The following is a 25,298-nucleotide window of genomic DNA, read 5'->3' as shown; positions in this document are numbered from 1 at the left end:
ACTTACGGACCTGTCCGACCGGGTGACAGCCCGCCCTTACGACCGCTTGGAGCAGGGGATTCGTCCGAGGGGAATGCGTATACCCATTCGCCGGGTGCCCGGATTGCACCGTAACGCCCACTGCGGGGACGCTCTGCCGGGGGAGTTCCTCTGCGTGGCCGGTGGGGAGCCGCGCGTAACCACCTCTAGGGAGAAGCATGAAGATCGCCAGACTCTTCGGTGCCGCTGCCGTTGCCGTGATGACGACGGGCGCGCTCGCCGCGATCGCCGTTCCCGCGTCCGGGCAGGACCTGCTGAACCCGGACATCGTGCCCGCGATGCAGCGTGACCTCGGCCTGACCCACGACCAGGCGGTGGCCCGGCTGAAGAGCGAGGACGTCGCGAGCAAGGTCTCCGCGGCCGTCTCCGCGGCGCTCGGCGACGCACTCGGCGGCGTCACCTACAACGCCACCACGGGCAAGGCGCACATCGAAACGACGAACGCCGCCCAGCTCGGCAAGATCCGCGAAGCCGGCGCCGAGGCCGAACTCGTGAAGTTCAGCGCCCGTCAGCTCGATTCCACTGTGGACGCCCTGAACGCGGCCGACAGCTCGGCGCCCGCTTCGGTCACCGGCTGGGGCGTGGACTCCACGACCAACCGCGTCACGCTGACCGTGCTGCAGGGCCACAACAGCGCGGCGGACGCGTTCCTCACGAAGTCCGGGGTGGACAAGTCGTCGATCACGATCCTCGAGACGGCCGCGAAGCCGTCGCTGTACGCCAACATCCGGGGTGGTGACGCCTACTACATCGGCGGCTCGTCGCGCTGCTCGGTCGGCTTCTCCACGACCACCGGTTTCCTCACCGCCGGGCACTGCGCCGCGCTCACCGGCGGCGGCTCCCTGACCGGGTCCAACGGCGCCGCGCTCGGCTCGTGGGGCACCTACCGGTTCCCGGGCAGCGACTACGCCTCGGTCCGGACGAACAGCAGCTGGACCCCGGTCGGCCAGATGAACAACGGCACCCGCGTCACCGGCTCGTCGAACGCGGCGACCGGCACGTCGGTCTGCAAGGCCGGCTCGACCACCGGCTGGACCTGCGGCACCGTCGGCGCCAAGAATCAGAGCGTCCGCTACGCCGAAGGCACGGTCAACGGCATGACCGCGACCAACGTCCGCTCGGCCGCGGGTGACTCGGGCGGCGGCTTCATCGCCGGCAACTCGGCGCAGGGCATCCTGTCCGGCGGCAACACGAGCGTGACGTACTTCTTCCCCATCGGTGCCGCGCTCTCGGCGACCGGCACCACGCTCCGCCTCGGCTGATCTTCCCGGAGGAATCTTCACGGAAACAGCGAAAGGGCGGGTTTCGGCAGCCTCCAGCGCTGCCGAAACCCGCCCTTCGTCCTCGCCGCGGGAATGGGAGGTTTGCGGGTCAGACGTTGCTGATCTCCTCGATCAGCCCGTCGACGTCGAAGTACGCGCCCTCTTCACCGAGCGGCACCAGCTCGTAGGACGCATCGAGGAACGTGCGGACGTCCTCGATCTCCAGCTCGAACGACGCATAGCCGTCCGGTGACTCGATTTCGAGGGTCAGGAAGTCTTCGTCTTCGGACAGGTCCGGGCGGACGCGCACGTCGCCCAGGCCGGCCGGCTCGTCCAGTCCCTCGACGAGCAGCTCACGGGCGAACGTCCACTCGATCCACCGGCCGCGCTCGGTCCGGAACGCCACGGTGACCGCGAACGGCTCCTCGGCGTGGTAGGACAGGCGCGACAGGACGGGCGTGGTGCTCTCGTTCAGCACCACGAACTGGCTCTGGTGTACGGCTTCGGTGTGCACGGGCCCTCCTGGAGTCTCGCTTCGGTTCGCGCGGCGCGAACTGTTCGGCAAGGAGATGACCAGGGCCTACGGTCATGACGAAGAAACCTTCACGTTCACTTGATCGGTTGCATCCGTCCATTGTGGTGTAACGCCGGGCACATACCCCTTGCGCTCAGGCGGCGACTGGTGGTGACGGTTCGCGCAGCGCGACCGGCAGCTTCTTCCGCAGCACGAGCAGCGCCGGGACGGCTGCCGCGCAGGTCAGGGCCAGTACCGACCACGTCAGCGCGTTGTCCACGCTGAGCAGGGCGGCGAGCAGGCCCGGCGCGAGGGCGATCGGCAGGCCCCAGGACAGCTGGAAGATCGAACTCGCCCGGCCTTCGGCGCCCGGAGGTGCGGCCGCGGCGGCCGCCGCGGTGGCGGTCGGGCCGAACATCGCCTCCGCGACCGAGAAGCCGACGCTCGTGAAGAGGATCAGGCCGGTGGCGACCTGCAGGGAGACCGCCTCGAGGGGAATCAGCAACCCGAAGCAGGCCGAGAAGAGCGTCGCGGCGCCGATCAGCGCGGCCGTCCGGCTCCGGCCGGCGAGCATGGCGACGATCGGGCGCTGCCCGGCCACCACGACCACGGTGCCGAGCGTGATGGCCGTCCCGGCGATCCACTGTGGACCGTGCAGCAGGTCGTGGACGACGATCGGCAGCACCGCGAACTTGCTCGCGCCGGCGAGCGTGAAAGCCATGTGGGTGACACAGAAGCCGGTGAACGGCCGGTCGCCGAGCACCGCGCGCCAGCCGCCCGAGGCGGCGCTTTCACGTGAAAGTGCCGCGCCCAGGTGGGCACTTTCACGTGAAAGTGCCGGGAGCAGCCGGATCAGGACGGCCGCGACGGCGAAGCTCGCGGCGTTCACGTAGGCGAGCAGGTGGAAGGCCCACGGGCTGGTGATGGCGGGCAGCACTGCCGTCGCCGCGGCGCCGAGACCCGCGCCGGCGAACCGGCCGGCGGTCTGGGTGGCCAGCATCCGATCGGCGTCCCGGCCCTCGGTGAGCAGGCCGACCATCGGCGCGTTGCACGTCCAGAACAGCCGGTCCCCGAACCCGGCGACGACCGACACGACGATCACCTGCCAGCTGCTGTGCACCAGCGGGTAGGCGCAGAACGCGACGATGCGCACCAGGTTGCCGGTGATGAGCAGCGCCCGCGGCCCGAACCGGTCCATCGCGGCGCCGGTCGCCGGCCCGGAGACGAGCGCGAGCAGGGCGCCGGTGCTGAGCGACGCGCCCGCGTCGAGCAGGCCGAGGCCCTGGCCGTGCACCAGGAAGAGCAGGGCGAACGGCACCCACAGCCCGCTGCCGAGCGCGTCGATCAAGGTCGCGGCCAGGAAGATCCGGCGGTGACGAAGCATGCTTTCCCCCAGTGGACAGCGCTTCAGGCTATCGCGTGGCCTCCGGTCCGCGCGTAACACGGCTTCGCGCTCCGCCGACTCCGGTGCCCGAGACGGCCGGAGCTCCCGGCCGCCGTGAGGAGGACGCCGTGCGGCTCGGGCGATGGCTGGTACCGGTCCTGGTGGCGATCGGCGCGACGGCGTGCACCGGCCCGGCCGGCGGAACGGCGGCGGTCGGCGTCCCCGCCGGACCGGACCTCCTCACGTTGCTGCCCGCCCCGGCCACCTACCCACCGCACCTGACGCGGACCGACCTGCTCGCCCACCGGGTGTTCACCCTGCCGGACATCGCCGGGAGCTCGTCCTGGAACGTCTTCGGCGCGCTCGTGCCGCAAGGTGTCTACATCCCGGCGGCCTGCACGGCCCTCAGCAACCCGGATGCCGCGCCCTACTCCGGCACGTCCTTCGCGCTCGACGCGTACGTCTTCGAAGGCAAGACCACGGTGGTGGGGCCGGACCAGGCGATCACGGTCGGCGCGACCGTCGCCCACGGGACCCTCGACGTGGCCGCCGTCCAGGAGCCGGCCGTGCGGTGCGCGCGGGTCGGTGACGGCAGTTCCCTCGTCATCCGGTTCGCGGTCCTGCCGAACCCGCAGGCCGAGCCGGAACAGATCCTCGCGATCAGGGTGACGACCGGCGCGGACACCACCAAACTGACCTACGTCGCCCAGGTCGGCGGGTACATCGTCACCGCCTACGCGCTCTGCGCCGACCTTACGGTCTGCGAAGCCGCGCTCAAGCCGGTCTTCCACGACGGCGTCGCCAAAGCGCGCGCCGCCTAGGGGCCCAGCGGCAGGTTGAGGCCCACTTTCACGCGGTCCATCGCCACGCTCGTCGTGAAGTGCCGGACGTTCGGGTTGTCGAAGAACATCCGCCGCGTGAAGGCCTCGAAGCCCGCCATGTCCGGGCACGTCACGATCAGCACGAAGTCCGCGTTGCCCGTGACGTAGTAACACTGCTGGACGCAGTCGTCACCGAGGACCTGGTGGCGGAAGGCGTCCAGGACCGCGAGGTTTTCCCGCTCCATCTCGACCATGACCACGAACGTCATGCTCAGCCCGAGCGCCCGCGGCGACAGCACCGCCACCTCGCGCTCGATGACGCCCGCCTCGCGCAGCCGCTTGATCCGCCGTTGCACCGCCGCGGCCGAGAGGCCGACCTTCGCGCCGATCGTCTCGGCGATCGTGCGGGCGTCCGCCTGCAGGCAGGCGAGGATGGCGATGTCCAGCTGGTCGAGGTCGGGTGTCTGCACTCCAGCAGGCTAACCGGGACCACCGACGATCCGCCGCGAGTTATCGATGGGCTCACTCGCTCGTGACGGTGCTCACTACCTCCTGGCCAGGGAAGATGAAACAACTTTTTCAGTGACATCGAACACAACTGACCGGTCTACCAGGGGGTAGCCCATACAAGTGGAAGACCAGCCGGACGCTCCGCCAACCCGCCGGCGTGGGGAGGCTCTCCCGTGCCCGCACCTGCCGCCGTGTTGACCGGACTCGGTTCGTGGCTGCCGACGAAAGTCCTGGCCAACCACGAGATCGCCGCCCGGCTCGACACCTCGGACGAGTGGATCCGCGCCCGCACGGGGATCCGCGAACGCCGGGTCGCCGGCCCCGGGGAGTCCACTGTGGACCTCGCCGTCGGGGCGGGCCGCAAGGCGCTGGCCTCCACCGACGGCGGCGCCGACATGGTCGTGCTCGCCACCGCCACCCCCGACCAGCCCTGCCCGGCCAGCGCGCCGCAGGTGGCCGCCCGGCTCGGGCTCGGCACCGCCGCGGCCTTCGACGTCAACGCCGTGTGCAGCGGGTTCGTCTACGCGCTGGCCACCGCGGCCGGGTTCATCGCGGGCGGCCTCGCCGAGCGCGTGCTCGTGATCGGCGCCGACACCTTCACCACGCTCATCGACCCGGACGACCGCACCACCGTCCCGATCTTCGGCGACGGCGCCGGCGCGGTGGTTCTGCGCGCCGGGGACGCGGACGAACCCGGCGCGTTCGGGCCGTTCGACCTGCACAGCGAGGGTGAGCACGCCGACCTGCTGTGGGTCGAGGCGGGCGGCTCGCGCCGCCGGCTGTCGGACGACCCGGGCGACCGCTTCCTCGCGATGCAGGGCACCGCGGTGTTCCGGCACGCCTGCGCGCGGATGGCCGAGTCGTCCCGGACGGTCCTGGAGCGCGCGGGCTGGATGGTCGGCGACGTCGACCGCTTCGTCGGGCACCAGGCCAACATCCGGATCCTCCAGGCGACGGCGAAGCAGCTCGGCATGCCCGCCGACGCCGTGGTCGCCAACATCGACCGCGTCGGCAACACCAGTGCCGCGTCCATCCCGCTCGCGCTGGACGACGCCCGGCGCGACGGCACCCTCGCGCCCGGCAACCGCGTCCTGCTCAGCGCGTTCGGCGCGGGGCTGACCTGGGGTTCGACGGTCTTGCGCTGGCCGGATCTGGGTCAGTTGTCCTGAGGTTCCGGGCCGGCTGTCCAAGTCGGCGTCGGCGCCTGGCGGCCCCGCAGTTCGAGCTCGCCGTGCTCGACCCAGAAGGCGCGCTCGCCCTTCAGCGCGCCGGACACGGCGGCGTCGCTGGCGAGGATGCGTGACGGTGTCGCCTTGGCCAGCTCCGTGAGCCGCGCGGCCTCGTTCACGGCGTCGCCGATCACGGTGTACTCCAGCCGGCTGCTGGTGCCGAGCTGCCCGGCGAACACCGGGCCGCTGGAGACGCCGATGCCGAGGTCCAGCTCGCCGGCCTCGCGCACCGCGTCCCGGATCGCCCGGGCCGCGGCCAGGGCGGCGGTGGGCGCGTCCGAGAGCCGCGTCGGCGCGCCGAAGACGCACAACGCGGCGTCCCCCTGGAACTTGTTGACCAGGCCGCCGCGGGCGTTCACCGCGGTGACGACGGCCGCGAACAGCCGGTTCAGCTTCCCGACCAGCTCCTCCGGCGGCGTCCGGTAGGCCAGCGCGGTCGAGTCGACGACGTCCACGAACAACGCCGTCACCTCGCGGACGTCACCGGAGAGCGACGCGCCGTACTCCAGCGCGTGCCGGGCGACCTCGGCGCCGACGTGCCGGCCGAACAGGTCCCGCATCCGCGCCTGCTCGCGCAGTCCGGCGGCCAGCTGGTTCACCGACGTCTGGAGCAGGCCGATCTCGCTGGAGTCGTCGACGTCGACGAGGACCTCGTTGTCGCCGCGCGCGATCTTGTCGAGCGCCCCGCGCAGCCGGTGCAGCGGCGCCGCGACCGCGCGGGCCAGCAGGGCCGTGCCGAGCGCGCCGACGACCAGGCCGATCACCGACAGCATGATCAGGCTCGCGGTGTGGTCGCCCGAGCCGAAGTCCGGCGGCGTGGCGACGAGCAGCACGCCGACGAGCGGCACCCCGCAGGTCAGCGCCCAGGTGACGATCAGCCGGGTCAGCACGGTCACCGGCAGCGACCCGCGCGGCGGGACGACGTGCAGCGCGATCGTCATCACCGGCCGCGCCACCCACTCGGCGGCCAGGTAGGTGAGCCCGACGGTGGTGAGGCCGCCGAGCCCGATGGTCGTGGCCATCGCGGCCGCGTCCGCCGCCGAGCCGAGCACCCCGGCGAGCACGCCGAGGACGGTGGTGCCGATCAGCCAGAGCGTGCCGCTGACCACGGCCATGTCGACGGGCAGCCGCAGCGCCCGCCGGGCCTCGCTTTCGGCGGGCGGGCGGCCGAGCACGAACCAGATCGCCGTGCGCCGCTGCAGCCAGGCCGTCCACAGTGTCCCGACGAGCAGCGAGACGGCGACGATCCCGGCCGCGACGATCCCGAGGATCCAGCCGCGGTCGCCGACGTCGCTGGGCAGGCCCTGCAGCAGCAGGAGCAGCGCGACCACGCCGGAGCCGGCGACGCTGGAGCCGAGCCCCAGCCCGGCGAAGCCCAGGCTGGTGCGCAGGACGACCCGAAACCTCCCGGCGTTCTCGCGCACGGCGTTGATCGTATGGCGTGCGGCCGGAAAAGGCGTGGCCACGCCCCTCGCCGCCCGGTTACCGTGCCGATCATGGAGCCACTCGGCCAGGAGGAGATCCGGGCCTCGTTCGTCAACTGCACCCGCGGCGAGGCCAAGGGCGTGACGCTGCCCGCCCGGCCCGAGGAGATCCCCTGGGACCGGCGGGAGTTCCTCGGCTGGCGCGACCCGAAGGCGCCCGGCCGCGCCTACCTCGTGCTGCCGTACGGCGGCGAGGTCGTCGGCCTGGCGCTGCGGGCCGCGCCGTCGCCGAAGTCACGGCTGCGCAGCAACATCTGCGGCTTCTGCACCACGACCCACGGCCTGGCCGACGTCACGCTGTTCTCCGGCAAGCGCGCCGGGAAGCCCGGCCGCGAGGGCAACACGCTGGGCATCTACGTCTGCGGCAACCTCGGGTGCTGCCAGTACGTGCGCGGTGAGCTGAAGTCCGACGTGCCCCAGCCGTTCGAGACGCTCACGCTGGAGGAACGTCTCGCGCGGCTCGAGGAGAAGGTGCACAAGTTCGTCGCGCGGGTGCTGGAGTCGCGTTAGAAGCGGTACCGGACGATGTGGGCCATCCGGGCCAGCGGCGGGAAATACTTCAGCATCCGCAGCTGCAGCCGCGTGACCGGCCGCACCCGCGCCATGACCTCCGGCGTCGCCCAGTGGCCGGCGTCCAAAGAGGACACACACGTCAGGCCGTAGCGCTCCAGTTCGCGCGGGTCGTCGACGCCCCAGATCAGCGTCGCGCCCGACTTGCGGACCGGGGGGTTGAGCTTCTGCGCCTTGATCCCCAGCCTGCTGAACAGGTCGCAGATCAGCTCGCCGGACGGGAACTTCGCGACCAGGCGCCGCACCAGTTCGGTACCCTGGCCGGCGGTCAGGTACATCGTCAGGCCCTCGGCGACGATCAGCGCCGGGCGGTCGGCCGGCACCTGGTCGAGCCAGCCGAAGTCGACGACCGACGTGCCGATGTTCGTGTGGTTCGGCGTCGCCGCGTAGAGCTTCTCGCGCAGGGCGACGACCTCGGGGTAGTCGACGTCGTACCAGTGCGCCGTCGGCGGCGGGGCGAGGCGCTGGAAGCGCGTGTCCATGCCGCAGCCGAGGTGCAGCACGATCGCGTCCGGGTGCGCGGCCAGGTACGCCGCGGCCCACGCGTCGATCGGCTTCGCCCGCAGCACGACCGACACGGCGGCGTCGCGGGTCATGCCGAGCTTGGTGAAGTCGTAGTCGATCTGCCGGACGGCCTCGTCGGCGGCGTGGTCGCCGAGCACCGGGTCGGCTTCGCGGCTGTCGAGCGCGCGGCCGTAGAGGGTGGCCAGCATGGTGGCCTTTTCTTCGGTGAAGTGGACCTTCTCCATCACGACCCCCAGAAGTTTCACAACATTGTGAAAAGGCTAGCGCTCTTCGGGGTGCGCGGCGAAGTCGTGCGCGTAGGTTTTCGCGTCCACCAGGTGCTTGAGGGTGCGCTCGCGCGCCTCGGCCGGGTCCGACCGGCGGATCGCGTCGAGGATCGCGCGGTGGTCGTCGACGGCCTTGCGGATCTGCCCCGGCAGCCGCAGCGCCGCCCGCCGCTCCTCGCCGACCAGGGCCAGGACCGACCGCAGCAGCCCGGCGACGTCGTCGTTGCCCGCGTTCTGCGCGATGACCCGGTGGAACTCGGCGTCGGTGGCGATCACGCGCAGCATGTCGCCGTCTTCGGCGGCCTGCGCCATCTCGGCGACGTTGTCCTCGAGGCGGCTCACGACCTTCGCGGTCGCGTGCCGGGCGAGCCGGTCGGCCAGCGTCGGCTCGACGGTCGCGCGCAGGTCGAACAGCTTCTCGACGAGCTGGTCGTGCTCGGTGAACCAGGTGCTCAGCGGCTGCTCCCGCGTCTCGGCGACGTACGTGCCCGAGCCCGCGCGGATCTGGACGTACCCGATGGAGTCGAGCACACGCAGCGCCTGCCGCAACGACCCGCGGCTGATGCCCAGGTCCTCGCACAGCACGCGCTCGGCGGGCAGCCGCGAACCCGGCGCCAGCTCACCGGAGTCGATCATCGCCCGCAGGTGGTCGACGGTCGCGCTCCAGACCTGCTCGGTGTCCTCACCCACGGCCCCATCCTGCCGCACGCCCGGAATTGTCGGGGGTGGCTGCCATGATCGAGGGCGTGGACACTCTCGCGGAGGAACCGGCATGACGGCCCGGTTCAAGGACCTCGCGCTGGACGCGAACGACCACCAGGCCCTGGCGGACTGGTGGTGCTCGGCGATCGGCTACGTCCGCCACGCCTCCGCCGCCGAGCGCCCGCCGGGCGACCCGATCCCGATCGTCGACCCCGAAGGCAAGGGCCCGTTGATCTGGCTCAACCCGGTGGCCGAGCCGAAGACGGTCAAGAACCGTATGCACCTGGACGTCGTCGGCGACCGCGCCGAGCTGCTGGCGCTGGGCGCGACCCTGGTGAGAGCGGAGGACGACGACATCAGGTGGGACATCCTGGCCGACCCGGAAGGCAACGAGTTCTGCCTCTTCGCCCCCGGGTGACGGGAGGTCACCGGTCGAACGTCCGGATTTCGGTGCGGTAGCGCCCGGCACCCCGGTCCGGGTTGAGCAGCAGGACGAAATCGGGCAACGCGGTCGGCGCGGGCCGGCCGGCGGTGTCCTTCTGCCCGGGTTCGGCATCCCATTCGATCAGGGCGATGGTCACGCTCCACCGGCCCGCCGGCAGCGGGACGCGCAGGCCGGCGTCCACCGCGGCTCCGACGTGCTCGATGCCGCTGATCTTCGCGTCGCCGGTAGTGCGGAACAGGTACGGCTTCGATGCGGCGAGGAGGTACCGGCGTTCTCGTTGGGTCAGGCCGGCCGCGGCCGACTCCGAGCCGGCCCGGGCGAGGACCTGGAACGCCCCGTCGTCGCCGATGTTCACCGGGACGAAGGCGCCGGCGACGATGTGGCGCTTGAGGTCGTCGTCGTCCAGCAGCGCCGCTTCCCACGTGGGGTAGTCGACGACGCCGGCGAACGACGCAGGGGACCACAGCCCGAACAGCCCGGCATCAGTGGCCACCACGCCGGTGACGTCCATGGGCCGTGCTCCCTTCGTCCGCGCGGATCCTACGCAGCCGGGACGTCGGTATCGCGGCCGGCGAAGCGGCTTTCGCCACCCGGTGGGTGTCTGACCAGACACATCCGCGTCGCGGGACGCGGCCACGGTGCTTAGGCTCCGCACGTGAGTGCTTCATGACGTGGTGGCACGCGGCGATCGTCCTGATCGCCGGGATCTGGGCCGGGACCATCAACGCCGTGGTCGGGTCGGGGACGCTCGTGACGTTCCCGGTACTGGTCGCGCTGGGGTACCCGCCGGTGACGGCGACGACCTCCAACGCGATCGGGCTCGCCCCCGGCACCCTCAGCGGTGCCTGGGGTTACCGGCACGAGCTCAAGGGCTACTGGCGGCAGACGGCGAAGTTCGCGGTCGCGTCGTTCCTCGGCGCGATCGGCGGCACCATCCTGCTGCTCTCGCTGCCGAAGGACGCCTTCGAGGCCGTCGTGCCGATCCTCGTCGGGCTGGCCGTGGTCCTCGTGATCGTGCAGCCGCGCGTCTCGAAGTGGGTCGCGAAGCGCCGCGACGAGAACGGCGCCGAGCACAAACCCGGCCCGCTGCTGATGTTCTTCATCTTCCTGATCGGCATCTACGGCGGGTACTTCACCGCCGCGCAGGGCGTGATGCTGATGGCCGTCATGGGGATGCTGCTGTCGGAACCGCTGCAGAAGCTCAACGGCGTGAAGAACGTCCTGGCCGCCGTGGTCAACGTCATCGCCGGGCTGATCTACGCGTTCGTCGCGCCGATCAGCTGGCCCGTCGTGCTCTGGCTGGCGATCGGCTCCACCGCCGGCGGCTTCCTCGGCGCGAAGATCGGCCGGAAGCTGCCGCCGGCGGTGCTGCGCGGCGTGATCGTCGTGGTCGGCACGGCGGCCGTGATCCAGCTGGTCGTCAAGCAGTTCAGCTGAATCAGCGGCTGAACTCGCGCGCCGCCGCCAGGAACAGGTCGTTCTCCTCGGGCGTGCCGATGGTCACGCGCACGCCGTCGCCGGCGAAGGGCCGCACGATCAGCTTGCGGTCGAGCGCGTGCTCGGCGAACGGCACCGCCTGCTCACCCAGCGGCAGCCAGACGAAGTTCGCCTGCGTCTCCGGCACCTGGTAACCGGCCGCGATCAGCGCGTCCCGGACCCGGCCGCGCTCGGCGACGATGTCCTTGCACCGGTCCAGCAGCTCGTCCGCCGCGTCCAGCGACGCCACCGCCGCCACCTGGGCCAGCATGTTCACCGAGAACGCCACGTACACCTGCCGCAACGCGTCCGCGATCGCCTCCGGTGCGACGGCGTAACCGACGCGAAGGCCGGCGAGGCCGTACGCCTTCGAGAACGTGCGGAGCACCATGACGTTCGCGCGGTCGCGGGTGTACTCGACGCCGTCGGGGACCTCGGGGTCGGTGACGAACTCCTTGTACGCCTCGTCGAGCACGATCAGCACGCGCTCGGGGACGGCGTCCAGGAACCGCTCCAGCTCCGCGCGGCGGATGGCCGTACCGGTCGGGTTGTTCGGGTTGCAGACGAAGACCACACGCGTCCGGTCGGTGATCGCTGCGAGCATCGCGTCGAGGTCGAGCTCCTGGCCCTCGGTGATCGGCACCTTCACCGAGACGGCGTTGGCGACCTGCGTGACGATCGGGTACGCCTCGAACGAGCGCCAGGCGAAGACGACCTCGTCACCGGGGGCGCAGACGGCCTGGATCGTCTGCTGGCACAGCGAAACCGAGCCGCAGCCGACGGCGATCCGCTCGACCGGCACGGCCAGGTCGCGCGCCAGCCGCTCGCGCAGCAGCTGCGAGCCGGTGTCCGGGTAACGGTTGATACCCGCCGCCGCCTCGGCGATCGCCGCCGCGACGCTCGGCAGCGCGCCGCCGGGCACCTCGTTGCTCGCCAGCTTGATCGCACCTTGGATCGTCCGGCCTGGGACGTATTTCGGCAACGATTCGAGATCGGCACGCGGGGACACGGACGACATCTTCGGCGCTCCTGGGAATCGGCGGGACGGCCCGACCACCGTATCTTTCCGGGCCGTCGTCCCGCGACTCCCTTCCGGCGGTACCGCGGGTTCCCGCCGTTCACCTCGAAGTGATTGAGTGACGTTATGACGTCGACCAGCACCGTGGACTACCAGCGCACCGACGGCCCCACCCGCCGCCTCACCTTCGCGGAACCCGAAGGCGCGCTGCGGGGCGGCCTGGTCGTGCTGCACGAAGCGGACGGCGTCACCGACGGCGTGAAGCTCCTGCTGGCCAGTCTCGCCACGGAGGGCTGGCTGACCGTCACACCCCACCTCGACGGCCAGGCCCTCACCCAGCAGGACCTGCTCGAGGCGACGGACATCACACTCGCGTGGCTCGTCGAACGCGGCGTCCAGGGCGACCTCCTCGGCGTGATGGGCTTCGACCTCGGCGGCACGGCGGCGCTCGTCGTCGCTTCGCACCGGCGGCTCGGCGCGGCGGTCAGCGTCGGCGGCCAGCAGGCCGCGGAGCTGCCCGCGCTGGTCGAGATCGCCGGGAAGCTCACCAGCCCGTGGCTCGGCATGTACGGCGACGCCGGTGACGAGGCCGGCGGCGCGGAGGTGGAGCGGCTGCGGGACGCGGCCGCGTCGGCGAAGGTCGCCACCAATGTCGTCCACTACCCGGGCGCGAACCACCGCTTCGACGCCGACCCCGGCGCGGCGGCGGAGGCCTGGCAGCGCACGCTCAACTGGTTCGACGCACACCTGCGTTAGGCGGATTACGCTCGGGGAGTGACGTACACCGCCGACGCTCCCGAAGTCCTCTGGCGCCCCGAGCCGGGCCACGTCGCCGACACGAAGATCGACGCCTTCCGCCGCTGGCTGGGCGCCGAACGCGGCGTCGAGGTCGGCGACTACCAGTCGCTCTGGGAGTTCTCCGTCGAACGCGGGCCGGACTTCTGGGCCGCCGTCGCGGACTTCCTCGGCGTCCGCTGGCACGAGCAGCCGGGCGAGGTGCTCTCGGGCGGGATGCCGGCCGCCGTCTGGTTCGAGGGCGGCACGCTGAACTACGCCGAGCACGCGCTCACCCCCGGCGTCGCCGGCGCCGCGAAGGGCGACGAAGAGACCGCGGTGATCTTCCACCGTGAAGACGGCTTCGCGGACCACCTCACCTACGGCGACCTTCGCGCACAGGTCGCCGCGGCGCGGGCGGCGTTCGTCGAACTGGGCGTCGGCAAGGGCGACCGCGTCGTCGCGCTGGCCCCGAACTGCCCGCAGACGCTGATCGCGTTCCTCGCCGCGGCGAGCATCGGCGCGATCTGGTCGTCGTGCTCGCCCGACTTCGGCGTCCGGGCGGTCGCGGACCGCTTCGTGCAGATCGAGCCGAAGCTGTTCTTCGCGGTCAACGCCTACGCGTACGGCGGCCGCCGGTTCGACATCCGCACGACCGTGGCCGAACTGCGGCAGAAGCTGCCTTCCCTGGCCGCGACCGTGCTCGTCGAGTACGTCGGTGACGGCCGGATGGAAGGCACCCTCGACTGGGCGGAGCTGCTCGCGGAGCACGAGGGCGCGCCGCTCGAGTTCGAGCCGGTCGAGTTCGCGCACCCGCTGTGGGTGCTCTATTCGTCGGGCACCACCGGCCTGCCGAAGGGCATCGTCCACGGCCACGGCGGCATCACGCTGGAGCACCTCAAGGCCCTCGCCCTGCAGACCGATCTCGGCCCCGGCGACCGGTTCTTCTGGTTCAGCACCACCGGCTGGATGATGTGGAACTTCCTCATCTCCGGCCTGCTCGTCGGCACCACGATCGTGCTCTACGACGGCAACCCGGGCTACCCGGACCTGAACGCGCTCTGGCACCTGGCCGAGCAGCACCGCGTCACCTACTTCGGCACGTCGGCGCCGTTCATCCAGAGCTGCCTCAAGGCCGGCGTCAAGCCCGCCGAGCGCTACGACCTGACGGCGTTGCGCGCGCTGGGCTCCACCGGCGCGCCGCTGAGCGTCGAGGGCTTCCGGTGGATCGTGGACGAGGTCTGCGCGAAGGTGCAGATCTGCTCGGTCTCCGGCGGCACCGACCTGTGCGCGGCGTTCGTCGCCTCGGCGCCCGACGTGCCGGTCTGGCTGGGGGAGCTGTCCTGTCCGGCGCTCGGTGCCGCGGTCAACGCGTTCGACGAGGCCGGCCACGCTCTGCTCGAAGAAGTCGGCGAGCTGGTCATCACGAAGCCGATGCCGTCGATGCCGGTGTTCTTCTGGAACGACCCGGACGGCTCGCGGCTGCGTGAGGCGTACTTCGAGATGTACCCGGGACTGTGGCGCCACGGCGACTGGATCCGGATCACGAACCGCGGCTCGGCCGTGATCTACGGCCGCAGCGATTCGACGCTCAACCGCGGCGGCGTCCGGATGGGCACGGCGGAGTTCTACCGGGTCGTCGAGGGTTACGACGAGATCGCGGACTCGCTGGTCGTGGACACCTCGGCGGCCGGGAACGAGGACGGGCAGCTGCTCTGCTTCGTCGTGCTCGCGAACGACGTCGCGATCGACGACATCGAGCCTGCGCTGCGGAAAGAGCTCCGTAGCGCCCTGTCACCGCGCCACGTACCCGATCGGTTCGTAGTGGTTTCCGAGATACCTCGTACCTTGAACGGTAAGAAGTGTGAGGTACCGGTGAAGAAGATCCTCGCCGGTGTGGCTCCTGACCGGGCCGTCAGCCGGGACGCGCTGGCCAACCCGGCGGCGTTGACGCCGTTCGTGGAGCTCGCCGGGGGGTGGATGGGGGAAGCATGATCGTCCGCAACGGGTTGTACAGGTGGTGACGGGGACACGCGCGCAGACCACCTGGCGGGTGGCGGGGGCCACTTCCGTGGGGGTGATCACCTGGGTGACCCGGCTGGCCGGACTGATGACGCTCGTCGCCGTCCTGGTCCCGGCCGGGCGCCGGAACCTGCGCGGGCACCTGTCGGAATGGCTGGAGCTGCCGCAGGAGGCGACGGTCGCCGCGGCGACCGTCGCGCTGGTCACGGGTGTGCTGCTGGTGCTGCTCGCCGCCGGGCTGCGGCGTCGCAAGCGGCGCGCGTGGCAGCTGGCGGTCGGCGCGACGGTGCTGCTCACGGTGTCGCACATCGGGCTCAAGCACGTCTTCGGCGCCGGCCTGGTGTCGGTGGTGCTGCTGGTCGGCCTGATCGCGACCCGGAAGTACTTCGTCGCGAAGCCGGACCCGGTGGTCGGGCGCTGGCGCGCGGTGCGGAGCTTCGTCGAGCTCGCGCTGGCCGGGTTCGTGATCAACCTCATCCTGCTGTCGGTGGCTTCGCACGCGGTGCTGGAGCCGATGAGCTTCCCGGACCGGCTGGCGGAGTCGTCGCTGGCACTGGTCGGGGTCAGCGGGCCGGCGGTGTTCCACGGCATGTGGCTGGAGGACCTGACGGCGGCCGTCGGCCTGCTGTTCGGCATCGCCGCGGTGCTGGTGTCGGCGTACTTCCTGCTGCGCTCGGCCGAGCCCGCGCCGCGGCTGACCGACGACGAGGTCGACCGCCTGCGCAAGCTCCTGGACGAGCACGGCGCGCGGGACTCGCTGGGCTACTTCGCGCTGCGCCGCGACAAGTTCGCGGTGTTCTCCCGCACGGGCAAGGCGGCGGTCACCTACCGCGTGATCGCCGGGGTCGCGCTCTGCTCGGCCGACCCGCTGGGCGACCACGAAGCCTGGCCGGGCGCGATCGAGGAGTACCTGGAGGTGTGCCGCCGCAACGGCTGGGTGCCCGCGGCGATGGGCGTCTCGGAGCTGGGCGCGACGGTCTGGGCCCGGTTCGGCCTGGAGGTCCTGGAGATCGGCGACGAGGCGGTCGTCGACGTCGACGGCTTCACCCTGGACGGCCGCGTCATGCGCGGCGTCCGTCAGGCCGCGGCCCGCACGAAGCGCGCGGGCTACAAGGTCCTGGTCCGGCGCACGGAAGACCTTCGGCCGGGCGAACTGGCCGAGCTGGAGACGCTGGCCGCCAACTGGCGCGGCACGGACACCGAGCGCGGCTTCTCGATGGCCCTCGGCCGCATGGGCGACCCGGGATCGGTCCTGGTGACGGCCGAGCAGGGCGGCCGGGTCCGCGGCGTGCTCCAGTTCGTCCCGTGGGGGCTGACCGGCCTGTCCCTGGACGTCATGCGCCGCGACCGCACGGCCGACAACGGCGTCAACGAGCTGATGATCTCGGAACTGCTGCTGTCGGCGGCCCGCCACGACGTCAAGCAGGTGTCGCTGAACTTCGCGGCGTTCCGTGCCCTGATGGAACAGGGCCAGCGCATCGGCGCCGGCCCGGTGGCGAAGACGGCGGCGAAGGTGCTGCACTTCTTCTCGCGCTGGATCCAGATCGAGACGCTCTACAAGTTCAACGCCAAGTTCCGGCCGCGCTGGGTGCCGCGCTACCTGGTGTACCCGGGAGTCCGCGAGCTGCCGCGCGTCGGCATCGCGACGTTCGAGGCCGAAGGCCTCGGCGGACGATCTCCACGCCTGCTCAGGCTGCTGCGCCGGGCGTGACGGGGGGTGGTTACCGAGGGGGTTCGGGGGGTGTGTAACCTATCTGAGCAGTGGTCGTTGGGCCCAGGAGGCTTCGCCTAGTCTGGTCTATGGCGCCGCACTGCTAATGCGGTTGGGGGTAACCCCCCCTCCCGGGTTCAAATCCCGGAGCCTCCGCTGGTACTCGGTTCGCCGGGTGCTAGGTTACAACTGAACACGCGCCCGTAGCTCAGCTGGATAGAGCATCTGACTACGGATCAGAAGGTCAGGGGTTCGAATCCCTTCGGGCGCACGTCTGGTTGAGACAGCACTAGAGCCCCCTCGCAAGAGGGGGCTCTTTTGTGTTTCCGGGTTGCCGCATCAGGCCCGCTCGCCCTCGTAAACGGCGCCGGGAAAGCCTTCCGGGGTGAGCGAGGCCCCCGCTGCGAGGTTCTCCCGGAATGCGTCGAAGCCACCGTGAAACTCCCACCGCCGAGTGCTCTCGTCCGGTGCGTCCGGAGGTGCGGCACGTGATCGGCTCCCCGAAGCGCGGATAGCGCTCGGCGTAGTTCTTGAGGTCCGAGGCGAGGGACGGCGTCGGGCCCCTGCGGCTCGTGGTGACTTCAGGGAATCGACCGCGTTGCGTAACTGGACTGGACCAGTGAACCCGCAACGCCGATCACAGGTTTAAGCCGTTCAGTCGCCCTTCGGCACTCTCCGTACTCGTGCTTCCATAATTGGTCTGGACCACGTACCGTCTTCGCAAACGGCGCAAAAACACCACCTGGTCCCGTCGGTGGTGTTCGTGAACGCCGTACCCGGAACGTCGCACAAAGCACCTGCGTCAAGGGAGACGAATGTCCAGAAAGAGATGGCACCTCCTCGGTCTGTTCACCGCGGTCGGCGCGATCACCGTCGGTCTGATCACCGTGCCGGCCAGCGCCGCCGGAGGCGTCAGCGCCGGCTTCACCAAGGGCTCCGACTGGGGCACCGGTTATGAAGGCAAGTACACGATCAGCAACGGCTCCGGCTCGACGCTGGCCGCGTGGACGGTCGAGTTCGACCTCCCGTCCGGCGCGAAGGTCGCCTCCCTCTGGGACGGCAGCTACACCGCGGCCGGCCAGCACGTCACCGTCAAGAACACCTGGAACGGCAACGTCGGCAACGGCTCCACCGCCAGCTTCGGCTTCAACGTCAGCTACTCGGGCACCTACTCGGCCCCGGCGAACTGCAAGCTGAACGGCGGCTCCTGCGACGCCGGCGGTGGCACCCCGACCACCACGCCGACGACCCCGACCCAGCCGACCACCACCCCGACCACGCCCCCGACGACGACCACCACCACGCCGCCCCCGCCCGGTGGGCAGAAGAATGTCGGCTACTTCGTGCAGTGGGGCGTCTACGGGCGCAACTACCACGTCAAGAACATCGAGACGTCGGGCTCGGCCAGCAAGCTGACCCACATCAACTACGCGTTCGGCAACGTCAAGAACGGCCAGTGCACGGCCAACGACGACCCGTACGCCGACTACCAGAAGACCTACGACGCCTCGACCAGCGTCGACGGCGTCGCCGACACCTGGGACCAGCCGGTCGCCGGCAACTTCAACCAGCTGCGCAAGCTGAAGAAGCTGCACCCCGGGCTCAAGGTGATCTGGTCGTTCGGCGGCTGGACGTACTCCGGTGGCTTCGGCCAGGCCGCGCAGAACGCCGCCGCGTTCGCGCAGTCCTGCTACAACCTGCTGAAGGACCCGCGCTGGGCCGACATCTGGGACGGCATCGACATCGACTGGGAGTACCCCAACTCGTGCGGCCTGAGCTGTGACACCAGCGGTGCCGCGGCCTACAAGAACCTGATCTCCGCGCTGCGGTCCAAGTTCGGCTCGTCGTTCCTGGTCACCTCGGCCATCTCGGCCGACGGCACCAACGGTGGCAAGCTCGACGTCGCCGACTACGCCGGTGCGGCGCAGTACCTCGACTGGTTCAACGTCATGACGTACGACTACTTCGGCGCCTTTGCCGCGCAGGGCCCGACCGCCCCGCACTCGCCGCTGACGTCGTACTCGGGCATCCCGACGCCGGGCTTCTACTCCGACGCCGCGATCCAGAAGCTCAAGAGCAAGGGTGTCCCGTCGAGCAAGCTGTTGCTGGGCATCGGGTTCTACGGCCGCGGCTGGACCGGCGTCACGCAGGCCACCCCGGGCGGCACGGCGACCGGCCCCGCGGCGGCGACGTACGAGCCGGGCATCGAGGACTACAAGGTCCTCAAGAACAGCTGCCCGTCGACCGGCACGATCGCCGGCACCGCGTACGCCAAGTGCGGCAGCAACTGGTGGAGCTACGACACTCCGGCGACCATCGGCGGGAAGATGAGCTACACCAAGCAGCAGGGCCTCGGCGGCGCGTTCTTCTGGGAGCTGTCCGGCGACACCACCAACGGTGAGCTGATCACCGCCATGAAGAACGGCCTGTCGTGACGCGTCGGTGGTTGCCGGCGCTCGGGCTGGCGGCCGCGGCCGCCACGGTCGGCGCGATGTTCGTGATCGCGCCGGCGAGCGCGGCCGGCGGCGTGAGTGCCACCTTCGCGAAGGGCTCCGACTGGGGCACCGGGTACGAGGGCAAGTACACGATCGCCAACGGCTCGGGCTCGGTGTTGCCGACCTGGACGGTGGAGTTCGACCTGCCGAGCGGCGCGAAGATCGGCTCGCTGTGGGACGGCAGCTACACGGCGTCCGGCCAGCACGTCACGGTGAAGAACACGTGGAACGGCAACGTCGGCAACGGCGGTAGCGCGAGCTTCGGCTTCAACGTGACGTACTCGGGTTCGTACGCCGCGCCGGCGAACTGCAAGCTCAACGGCGGGTCGTGTGCGGCCGGGGGGACACCTCCCACCACGACCACACCGCCGCCTACGACGACGCCCCCGCCGACCACCACGCCGCCGAACCAGCCCGGTGGCCGCGGCGCGCCGTACCTCTACATGGGCTGGGGCAGCCCGCCGAACCCGCAGACGGTGATGAACGCGACCGGGGTCAAGTGGTTCACCATGGCGTTCGTCAACGCCTCCGGTGGCTGCAACCCGGCGTGGGACAGCAGCCGTCCGCTGAGCGGCAGCGCGGACGCGACCGCGATCGCGCAGATCAAGGCGGCCGGTGGTCAGGTCGTGCCGTCGTTCGGTGGCTGGAGCGGCAACAAGCTCGGCCCGAACTGCTCGACGCCCGCCGCGCTGGCCGGCGCGTACCAGCAGGTCATCAACGCGTACGGCCTCAAGGCGATCGACATCGACATCGAGAACTCCGACGAGTTCGAGAACGAGACCGTGCAGGACCGCATCCTGAACGCGCTGAAGATCGTGAAGCAGAACAACCCGGGGATCCAGACGATCCTGACCTTCGGCACCTCGACGACCGGCCCGAACTACTACGGGAACCGGCTCATCGACCAGTCGAAGGCGCTGGGCGCCGGGGTGGACGTCTACACGATCATGCCGTTCGACTTCGGCGGCGGTGCGAACATGTACCAGAGCACGGTGAACGCGGCGAACGGCTTGCGGGACAAGCTGAAGTCGACGTTCGGGTGGAACGACGCCACGGCGTACAACCACCTCGGCATCTCGGGCATGAACGGCCTGTCCGACCAGCAGGAGCTGACCGATCTCCCGACGTGGACCCAGATCACCACCTGGGCCAAGACGAACAAGATCGGCCGCCTGGCGTTCTGGTCGGTCAACCGCGACCGCGGCTGCCCGGGCGGCGGCGTGGTGTCCGACTGCAGTGGCATCGCCCAGAGCGACTGGGACTTCACCAGGGTGACGGCGGGTTTCTGACGCTGTCGTGAACAGAGGCCTCCTTGCCGGCTCCCCGGGCCGGCAAGGAGGCCTTTCTCATCGGGCGCCGAATACCGGGCGGATCCTGTCCGGTATTGGTCTTAACGTCGTCGGCATGACCACACAGATCGCCTCCCTCCGGATCATCACCGACGACGTCGCGCGGCTCGCCGGCTTCTACGAGCACGTCACCGGCCTGACCGCGACCTGGGCCACGCCGGACTTCGCCGAGATCTCGACGCCGGCGTTCACCCTGGCCATCGGCAGCACGCGCACGGTCGGCATCTTCGCCCCGGGCTCAGCCCGGCCGGCCGACAACCACAGCGCGATCATCGAGTTCCTGGTGGACGACGTCGACGCCGAGTACGCGCGGCTCAAGCAGGGCGAGATCGAGTTCGTCAACGAACCCACGACGATGCCGTGGGGCAACCGGTCGCTGCTGATCCGCGACCCGGACGGCACGCTCGTCAACCTCTTCAGGCCGGTCAAAGCGTCTTGACGGCGTCTCCGATCGCCTCGTCGAGGATGGCCAGGCCGAGGGAGATCTCCTCTTCGGACGCCGTCAGCGGTGGGGCGATCCGGAACACCCCGCCCATCCCCGGCAGCTGCACGATGTTCATGTGCAGCCCCAGCTCCAGGCAGCGGCTGGTGACGCGCGCGCCCAGTTCGTCCGAGCTGCGCTTGGTTTCGCGGTCCAGCACCAGTTCCAGGCCGGCCAGCAGGCCGCGGCCGCGGATGTCGCCGACCACCTCGTGCCGGTGGGCGATGCGCTCGAGGCCGTGGCGGAGCAGGCCGCCCAGCTGCAGGGCGCGCTCGTCGAGGCGGTCGCGGGTCAGGACGTCGAGCACCGTGTTGCCGACCGCGGCCGGGAGCGGGTCCGCGACGTGCGTGGTGAAGAACAGGAAACCGCGGTCGTGCGCCTTCTGCTCGATCTCGGCGCTCGTGAGCACCGCGGCCAGCGGCAGGCCGGCGCCGAGCGTCTTGGAGAGCGTGAGGATGTCCGGGACGACGCCGTCGCGCTCGAAGGCGTACCAGTTGCCGGTGCGGCAGAGGCCGGTCTGGGCTTCGTCCACGATCAGCAGCATGCCGCGTTCCCGGCACTTCTCCTGCAGCGCGGCGAAGTAGCCGGGCGGGGGCTCGATGATGCCGCCGGAGCTGAGGATCGGCTCGACGATGCAGGCGGCCAGGCTGCCGACCGACTGCGCGTCGATCATCTCGAACCCGAAGTCGAGCTGGCGCCGCCAGTCCAGGTTGCCGTCGGCGTCGGTGAAGTCCGGCCGGTAGCGGTTGGGTGCCGGGATGGCGAAGTTGCCGGGTGCGGCCGGGCCGTAGCCTCGGCGGCCGGCGCTGTAGGTCGCGCTCGCCGCGGCCTGCGTCATGCCGTGCCACGACCGGGCGAACGAGACGATCTCGTGCTTGCCGGTGACGAGCTTGGCCATCCGGATGGCCGCCTCGTTGGACTCGGCCCCGGTGGTCAGCAGCAGGGCCTTCTCCAGCGGCGCCGGGAGCGTCTCGGCGAGGCGGCGCGCCAGGTCGACGACCGGGCGGCTCAGCATGCCGCTGAAGAGGTGGTCGAGTTTCCCGACCTGCCGCCGGAGCGTCTCGACGATCTCCGGGTGCGAGTGCCCGAGGATCGCGCTCATCTGGCCGGAGGTGAAGTCGAGGATCCGGCGGCCGTCTTCGGTGAAGACGAAGCTGCCTTCGGCGTGGTCGATGATCTCGTGGGTGAACGCGCCGCCGTAGCGCACCAGGTGCTTGTCGGCGTCGGCCCAGAAGGCGTCGGCGGAGGTGGTCCCAGAAGTGGTTACGGAAGTCGGAGCAGCCATGTCTTCGACGGTAAGTCCGGTCCGAGCGTCACGTCCATCTCACAATTCCGGCTGTCCTGTTCGGTTGATCCGAACAACAATGGATGGATGCTGAACCCGTGGCGCTTGCGGCTGCTGAGCCGGCTCGACACCCTGGGCACGGTCCGCGCGGTCGCCCAGGACGCGAACCTGAGCGCGTCGAGCGTGTCGCAGCAGCTGGCCGTGCTCGAGACGGAAACCCGCACCCAGCTGCTGGAACGCACCGGCCGCCGGGTCCGGCTGACGCCCGCGGGCCTGATGCTGGCGCGGCGCGCGCGGGCGATCCTCGACCACATGGACACGGTCGAGGCGGAGCTGCGCGGTCTCGGCGACGAGCCGGTCGGCCTGGTCCGGCTCGGCGCGTTCCAGAGCGCGATCCACACGATGGCGGTGCCGGCCGTCACCCGCTTGGCGGCCGCGTACCCGCACCTCGACGTCGAGCTGCTGGAGCTGGAGCCGCACGCGAGCATCCCGGCCCTGCGCGGCGGCGACGCCGACGTCATCATCACGACGACGGACTTCGTCGAGCTGCCGCTGGGCCCGGACCTCGACATCGTCCAGCTGGCAACCGACCCGATCGTGCTGGTCACGGCGGCCGACGGCCCGCGCGGCCCGGCGGACCTGGCCGCTTACGCGGACGAGCCGTGGGCGCTCGACATCCCGCAGTCGTACATGGCGAACCTGACGCTGCGCCTGTGCCGCGAGTCGGGTTTCGAGCCGCGGGTGGCGTGCCGGTTCGGCAACTACCTGATGACGCTGCAGCACGTCGAGGCCGGGCTGTCGATCGCCTTGCTGCCGGGGCTGGCGGTGGACCGGCGGTACCGGGTGTCGACGCGGGAGCTGACGGCCCCGGTGAACCGGACGATCGCGGCGGTGGTCCGCCGGGGTTCACCGTTGCGCGCGGCGGTGAACGTCGTGCTCGACGCGCTGCGGCAGCCGCCGGACCTCCCGGCCCTGGCCGAATGGGCGGGCAACCCCTCATGATGGACACCCTATGCATCTAGCTAACGACAATGGGTAATAACTGCGGCTGCTGGGCAGCGTTGCTGGTAGATCTTTATGAGTGGAGGGCTATCAAGGTTCTTATCCGCTTGCGGCTTATGTCCCTGACGGGACTCTCTGGTGGCAGCTCAAGCTCGCTCCAGGCGCCAAACGGCCGTTTGGCGACGAGCAGAAACTTGCTGCGTGGCTCGCTTTCAACTGCGTACCGGGCGACAGGATCACGATGCGGCAGCTGCGTGCGGCTCTCGGCGAGGAGGATCGTCCGAATGCGGCGGAGCACCTCAACCGGCGTTTGCGGGTCCTGCGGCAGCGCGACGGGTGGCAGATCCCCTCGGCGAGAGACGACGGTTCTCTGGGGCATGACGAGTACCGTCTGGACGCCAAGGGGTGGCACCCGGGGTTGGGCCGGTCAAGGCCGAAGAACGATGCCCCGTCTGACAGTGTCCGGCGACGGGTCTTCGAGAGGGATGGGAGAACCTGTGTCGTCTGCGGCATCGCGGCCGGAGAATCGTACGACGATTTGCCGGAAAAGCGGGCTCGGCTGACGCTCGGGCACCGTATTCCGGGTAAGCGACTTCTGCGCGGTGCGTCGGTTGACGAGTTGCAGGCAGAGTGTGCTCGATGCAACGAGACGGTGCGCGACGGGGTGGAGAACCCGTTGACTCTGCCAGAGATTCTTCCTGACATCCGGGGACTCCCGCGAAAAGACAAGCAAACGCTTCTGGACTGGCTGCAGGCTGGCCGAAGGAACAAGAGTAGGCTTGACATTGCTTACGCTGAAGTGCGCCGACTGTCGGCTAAGGCGAAGAGTGAATTGATGAAAGAACTCGAGAAAATGGTTGGTTAGTTTCGTGGCGGAATGCGAGGAGGAGGGATGCTGAAGTATGGTCGAGGAAATCGGCGAGGAACTTCTGCTGGTTGCCGGGGCTCCGGCCAGAGGCGATGATGCCGAGCTGGACGCTGTCGAGGATCACCTTATCGGGCTAGATCCAACGGGCGAGCGTGTGGCGTCGGTTCTGCGGGATACCTACGACCAGCTCCTCGACGGGCGGCGCAGTGGGAGGTGGGACTATCACGATCTCCGGAAGACTGAAAAGATCCACATGGGCACGCTCGTCGAAATCAATCTTCATCGTGAGTTCGACTTTTACGACGGAGACGCGACCGACTACAAGATCGCTGACGTAGACGTTGACTGCAAGTTTTCGCAGAGGGTTGGCGGCTGGGAGGTTGGACCGGAGCTGATCGGAAAGATATGCCTGGTCCTGTGGGCCGACGACCTGAAAGGGGCGTGGCGCGCCGGGCTGGTTCGTGCCACTCAGGAGAGGCTTCGAACCAGCACCAACCGCGATGCCAAGAGGACGCTGAATCAGCAGGGACGGGACAGTGTCCGATGGCTCTGGAAAGCTGCTGGTCACCTGCCTGAGAATGTTCTCTTGCACATGGAGCGCAGCAAGCGTGAAAGAATAATGAGCGCTCGCGCTCGCCGCGGGGATCGGCACGGGCAGGCGCGACTTTTCCAGCTGTGCCGCGAAGTGCACAATCAGGTGATTACGCGACCGACCGTGGAGACTGTGGGATGGGGTTTAGATGACCCGCTGAAGCGGATGCGAAGCAATGGCGGCGCCCGCGAAGCCCTTCGCCCCGAAGGGCTTCTAGTGCTCGGACATCAAGACAACGACCCCGCTGTCATTGCCGCATTGGGGCTGCCGCAGCCGGAAAAAGGTCAGTTCGTCGTCACGCGGGTTGCGCCTGCTGGGCCTGAGGACTCTCGGCAGGCGGCAAAAATCGAGGGTGCTTGGTGGCGTCGCGCAGATGCGGCTGACCCGATTGTTCCGGCACCTCTTGTTCCGCGCAAGCACAATGACACTTGATGTGTGACCGCTGCCGGTGATCCGGACGAAAACTCCGGATCA

General features: G+C 69.9%; 24 protein-coding genes and 2 tRNA genes. 17 read left to right on the top strand and 9 right to left on the bottom strand.

Going from position 1 to position 25,298, the window contains the following annotated elements; genetic code table 11:
- Positions 1 to 197: 197 nt before the first annotated feature.
- Positions 198 to 1,301 (top strand): S1 family peptidase, encoded by a 1,104-nt coding sequence (locus tag OG494_RS35540; protein WP_328446240.1) that lies wholly within the window; start codon positions 198 to 200, stop codon positions 1,299 to 1,301.
- A gap of 109 nt (positions 1,302 to 1,410) precedes the next feature.
- Here the strand turns inward: OG494_RS35540 and OG494_RS35535 are convergent, their stop codons facing one another.
- Both OG494_RS35535 and OG494_RS35530 read right to left on the bottom strand, forming a co-directional pair.
- Positions 1,411 to 1,815 (bottom strand): SsgA family sporulation/cell division regulator, encoded by a 405-nt coding sequence (locus OG494_RS35535; RefSeq protein ID WP_328446238.1) that lies wholly within the window; start codon positions 1,813 to 1,815, stop codon positions 1,411 to 1,413.
- Positions 1,816 to 1,969: 154 nt separating this feature from the next.
- Complete coding sequence (locus OG494_RS35530) at positions 1,970 to 3,199, bottom strand: MFS transporter (protein ID WP_328446236.1); 1,230 nt, start codon at positions 3,197 to 3,199, stop codon at positions 1,970 to 1,972.
- Between the two features lie 128 nt (positions 3,200 to 3,327).
- Between OG494_RS35530 and OG494_RS35525 the strand changes: the two genes are divergently transcribed.
- Entirely contained in the window at positions 3,328 to 4,020 is a 693-nt protein-coding gene (locus OG494_RS35525) for a hypothetical protein (RefSeq protein WP_328446234.1), read from the top strand.
- On the opposite strand, the gene OG494_RS35520 is transcribed toward OG494_RS35525, so the two are convergent.
- Positions 4,017 to 4,490 (bottom strand): Lrp/AsnC family transcriptional regulator, encoded by a 474-nt coding sequence (locus OG494_RS35520; RefSeq protein WP_328446232.1) that lies wholly within the window; start codon positions 4,488 to 4,490, stop codon positions 4,017 to 4,019. The genes OG494_RS35525 and OG494_RS35520 overlap by 4 nt on opposite strands.
- Before the next feature lie 213 nt (positions 4,491 to 4,703).
- Between OG494_RS35520 and OG494_RS35515 the strand changes: the two genes are divergently transcribed.
- On the top strand, positions 4,704 to 5,699 hold the full coding sequence (locus tag OG494_RS35515) for a beta-ketoacyl-ACP synthase III (protein WP_328446230.1): 996 nt from the start codon (positions 4,704 to 4,706) through the stop codon (positions 5,697 to 5,699).
- On the opposite strand, the gene OG494_RS35510 is transcribed toward OG494_RS35515, so the two are convergent.
- Complete coding sequence (locus OG494_RS35510) at positions 5,687 to 7,183, bottom strand: adenylate/guanylate cyclase domain-containing protein (protein ID WP_328446228.1); 1,497 nt, start codon at positions 7,181 to 7,183, stop codon at positions 5,687 to 5,689. The genes OG494_RS35515 and OG494_RS35510 overlap by 13 nt on opposite strands.
- Positions 7,184 to 7,255: 72 nt before the next feature.
- On the opposite strand from OG494_RS35510, the gene OG494_RS35505 reads away from it, so the two are divergent.
- Positions 7,256 to 7,753 (top strand): FBP domain-containing protein, encoded by a 498-nt coding sequence (locus tag OG494_RS35505; protein WP_328446226.1) that lies wholly within the window; start codon positions 7,256 to 7,258, stop codon positions 7,751 to 7,753.
- Here the strand turns inward: OG494_RS35505 and OG494_RS35500 are convergent.
- Positions 7,750 to 8,583, bottom strand: coding sequence for a class I SAM-dependent methyltransferase (locus OG494_RS35500; RefSeq protein WP_328446224.1), 834 nt, complete (start codon positions 8,581 to 8,583; stop codon positions 7,750 to 7,752). The genes OG494_RS35505 and OG494_RS35500 overlap by 4 nt on opposite strands.
- Before the next feature lie 15 nt (positions 8,584 to 8,598).
- Entirely contained in the window at positions 8,599 to 9,294 is a 696-nt protein-coding gene (locus tag OG494_RS35495; protein ID WP_328446222.1) for a FadR/GntR family transcriptional regulator, read from the bottom strand.
- An 82-nt stretch (positions 9,295 to 9,376) separates the two neighbouring features.
- Between OG494_RS35495 and OG494_RS35490 the strand changes: the two genes are divergently transcribed.
- Positions 9,377 to 9,724, top strand: a complete 348-nt coding sequence (locus OG494_RS35490) for a VOC family protein (protein ID WP_328446220.1) — start codon at positions 9,377 to 9,379, stop codon at positions 9,722 to 9,724.
- A 7-nt stretch (positions 9,725 to 9,731) separates the two neighbouring features.
- On the opposite strand, the gene OG494_RS35485 is transcribed toward OG494_RS35490, so the two are convergent.
- Complete coding sequence (locus tag OG494_RS35485; protein ID WP_328446218.1) at positions 9,732 to 10,262, bottom strand: hypothetical protein; 531 nt, start codon at positions 10,260 to 10,262, stop codon at positions 9,732 to 9,734.
- Positions 10,263 to 10,417: 155 nt separating this feature from the next.
- On the opposite strand from OG494_RS35485, the gene OG494_RS35480 reads away from it, so the two are divergent.
- On the top strand, positions 10,418 to 11,188 hold the full coding sequence (locus tag OG494_RS35480) for a sulfite exporter TauE/SafE family protein (RefSeq protein ID WP_328446216.1): 771 nt from the start codon (positions 10,418 to 10,420) through the stop codon (positions 11,186 to 11,188).
- Between the two features lies 1 nt (position 11,189).
- On the opposite strand, the gene hisC is transcribed toward OG494_RS35480, so the two are convergent.
- Positions 11,190 to 12,245 carry a histidinol-phosphate transaminase gene (gene hisC / locus OG494_RS35475; RefSeq protein WP_328446214.1) on the bottom strand — a complete coding sequence of 352 codons (1,056 nt, stop codon included), beginning with the start codon at positions 12,243 to 12,245 and terminating at the stop codon, positions 11,190 to 11,192.
- A 126-nt stretch (positions 12,246 to 12,371) separates the two neighbouring features.
- Between hisC and OG494_RS35470 the strand changes: the two genes are divergently transcribed.
- The 8 genes from OG494_RS35470 to OG494_RS35435 all read left to right on the top strand — a co-directional run bounded on the left by OG494_RS35470 (position 12,372) and on the right by OG494_RS35435 (position 21,035).
- Complete coding sequence (locus tag OG494_RS35470) at positions 12,372 to 13,001, top strand: dienelactone hydrolase family protein (protein WP_328446212.1); 630 nt, start codon at positions 12,372 to 12,374, stop codon at positions 12,999 to 13,001.
- 18 nt (positions 13,002 to 13,019) lie between these two features.
- Complete coding sequence (locus OG494_RS35465) at positions 13,020 to 15,014, top strand: acetoacetate--CoA ligase (RefSeq protein WP_328446210.1); 1,995 nt, start codon at positions 13,020 to 13,022, stop codon at positions 15,012 to 15,014.
- Positions 15,015 to 15,036: 22 nt separating this feature from the next.
- Complete coding sequence (locus OG494_RS35460; RefSeq protein WP_328446208.1) at positions 15,037 to 16,752, top strand: phosphatidylglycerol lysyltransferase domain-containing protein; 1,716 nt, start codon at positions 15,037 to 15,039, stop codon at positions 16,750 to 16,752.
- A 66-nt stretch (positions 16,753 to 16,818) separates the two neighbouring features.
- A tRNA-Ser gene (locus OG494_RS35455) sits at positions 16,819 to 16,908 on the top strand.
- A gap of 41 nt (positions 16,909 to 16,949) precedes the next feature.
- Positions 16,950 to 17,023: transfer RNA gene (locus OG494_RS35450), tRNA-Arg, on the top strand.
- 544 nt (positions 17,024 to 17,567) lie between these two features.
- The gene (locus OG494_RS35445; protein ID WP_328446206.1) at positions 17,568 to 19,187 is read left to right on the top strand and encodes a glycosyl hydrolase family 18 protein; all 1,620 of its coding nucleotides are present in this window, start codon (positions 17,568 to 17,570) and stop codon (positions 19,185 to 19,187) included.
- 56 nt (positions 19,188 to 19,243) lie between these two features.
- The gene (locus tag OG494_RS35440) at positions 19,244 to 20,536 is read left to right on the top strand and encodes a cellulose binding domain-containing protein (RefSeq protein WP_442874516.1); all 1,293 of its coding nucleotides are present in this window, start codon (positions 19,244 to 19,246) and stop codon (positions 20,534 to 20,536) included.
- Between the two features lie 115 nt (positions 20,537 to 20,651).
- Positions 20,652 to 21,035, top strand: a complete 384-nt coding sequence (locus OG494_RS35435) for a VOC family protein (RefSeq protein WP_328446202.1) — start codon at positions 20,652 to 20,654, stop codon at positions 21,033 to 21,035.
- On the opposite strand, the gene OG494_RS35430 is transcribed toward OG494_RS35435, so the two are convergent.
- Positions 21,022 to 22,362, bottom strand: a complete 1,341-nt coding sequence (locus OG494_RS35430) for an aspartate aminotransferase family protein (protein WP_328446200.1) — start codon at positions 22,360 to 22,362, stop codon at positions 21,022 to 21,024. The genes OG494_RS35435 and OG494_RS35430 overlap by 14 nt on opposite strands.
- Before the next feature lie 87 nt (positions 22,363 to 22,449).
- Here OG494_RS35430 and OG494_RS35425 point away from each other — a divergent pair, with 87 nt between their 5' ends.
- The 3 genes from OG494_RS35425 to OG494_RS35415 all read left to right on the top strand — a co-directional run bounded on the left by OG494_RS35425 (position 22,450) and on the right by OG494_RS35415 (position 25,256).
- On the top strand, positions 22,450 to 23,364 hold the full coding sequence (locus OG494_RS35425) for a LysR family transcriptional regulator (protein ID WP_328446198.1): 915 nt from the start codon (positions 22,450 to 22,452) through the stop codon (positions 23,362 to 23,364).
- Positions 23,365 to 23,443: 79 nt separating this feature from the next.
- Entirely contained in the window at positions 23,444 to 24,229 is a 786-nt protein-coding gene (locus OG494_RS35420; protein WP_328446197.1) for an HNH endonuclease, read from the top strand.
- A 37-nt stretch (positions 24,230 to 24,266) separates the two neighbouring features.
- The gene (locus tag OG494_RS35415) at positions 24,267 to 25,256 is read left to right on the top strand and encodes a NaeI family type II restriction endonuclease (protein WP_328446195.1); all 990 of its coding nucleotides are present in this window, start codon (positions 24,267 to 24,269) and stop codon (positions 25,254 to 25,256) included.
- The last annotated feature ends 42 nt before the right edge of the window (positions 25,257 to 25,298 follow it).

It is taken from the genome of Amycolatopsis sp. NBC_00438 (assembly GCF_036026695.1).
In the GTDB taxonomy this organism is placed as follows: domain Bacteria; phylum Actinomycetota; class Actinomycetes; order Mycobacteriales; family Pseudonocardiaceae; genus Amycolatopsis.
This window is presented reverse-complemented; position numbering and strand designations above follow the sequence as displayed.

Coding starts and splice junctions, on each gene's coding strand:
- OG494_RS35440 (WP_442874516.1), top strand. CDS start 19,244: ATGTTCGTGATCGCGCCGGCGAGCGCGGCCGGCGGCGTGAGTGCCACC.
- OG494_RS35505 (WP_328446226.1), top strand. CDS start 7,256: ATGGAGCCACTCGGCCAGGAGGAGATCCGGGCCTCGTTCGTCAACTGC.
- OG494_RS35470 (WP_328446212.1), top strand. CDS start 12,372: ATGACGTCGACCAGCACCGTGGACTACCAGCGCACCGACGGCCCCACC.
- OG494_RS35530 (WP_328446236.1), bottom strand. CDS start 3,199: ATGCTTCGTCACCGCCGGATCTTCCTGGCCGCGACCTTGATCGACGCG.
- OG494_RS35445 (WP_328446206.1), top strand. CDS start 17,568: ATGTCCAGAAAGAGATGGCACCTCCTCGGTCTGTTCACCGCGGTCGGC.
- OG494_RS35430 (WP_328446200.1), bottom strand. CDS start 22,362: ATGGCTGCTCCGACTTCCGTAACCACTTCTGGGACCACCTCCGCCGAC.
- OG494_RS35425 (WP_328446198.1), top strand. CDS start 22,450: ATGCTGAACCCGTGGCGCTTGCGGCTGCTGAGCCGGCTCGACACCCTG.
- OG494_RS35540 (WP_328446240.1), top strand. CDS start 198: ATGAAGATCGCCAGACTCTTCGGTGCCGCTGCCGTTGCCGTGATGACG.
- OG494_RS35415 (WP_328446195.1), top strand. CDS start 24,267: ATGGTCGAGGAAATCGGCGAGGAACTTCTGCTGGTTGCCGGGGCTCCG.
- OG494_RS35490 (WP_328446220.1), top strand. CDS start 9,377: ATGACGGCCCGGTTCAAGGACCTCGCGCTGGACGCGAACGACCACCAG.
- OG494_RS35480 (WP_328446216.1), top strand. CDS start 10,418: ATGACGTGGTGGCACGCGGCGATCGTCCTGATCGCCGGGATCTGGGCC.
- OG494_RS35485 (WP_328446218.1), bottom strand. CDS start 10,262: ATGGACGTCACCGGCGTGGTGGCCACTGATGCCGGGCTGTTCGGGCTG.
- OG494_RS35435 (WP_328446202.1), top strand. CDS start 20,652: ATGACCACACAGATCGCCTCCCTCCGGATCATCACCGACGACGTCGCG.
- hisC (WP_328446214.1), bottom strand. CDS start 12,245: ATGTCGTCCGTGTCCCCGCGTGCCGATCTCGAATCGTTGCCGAAATAC.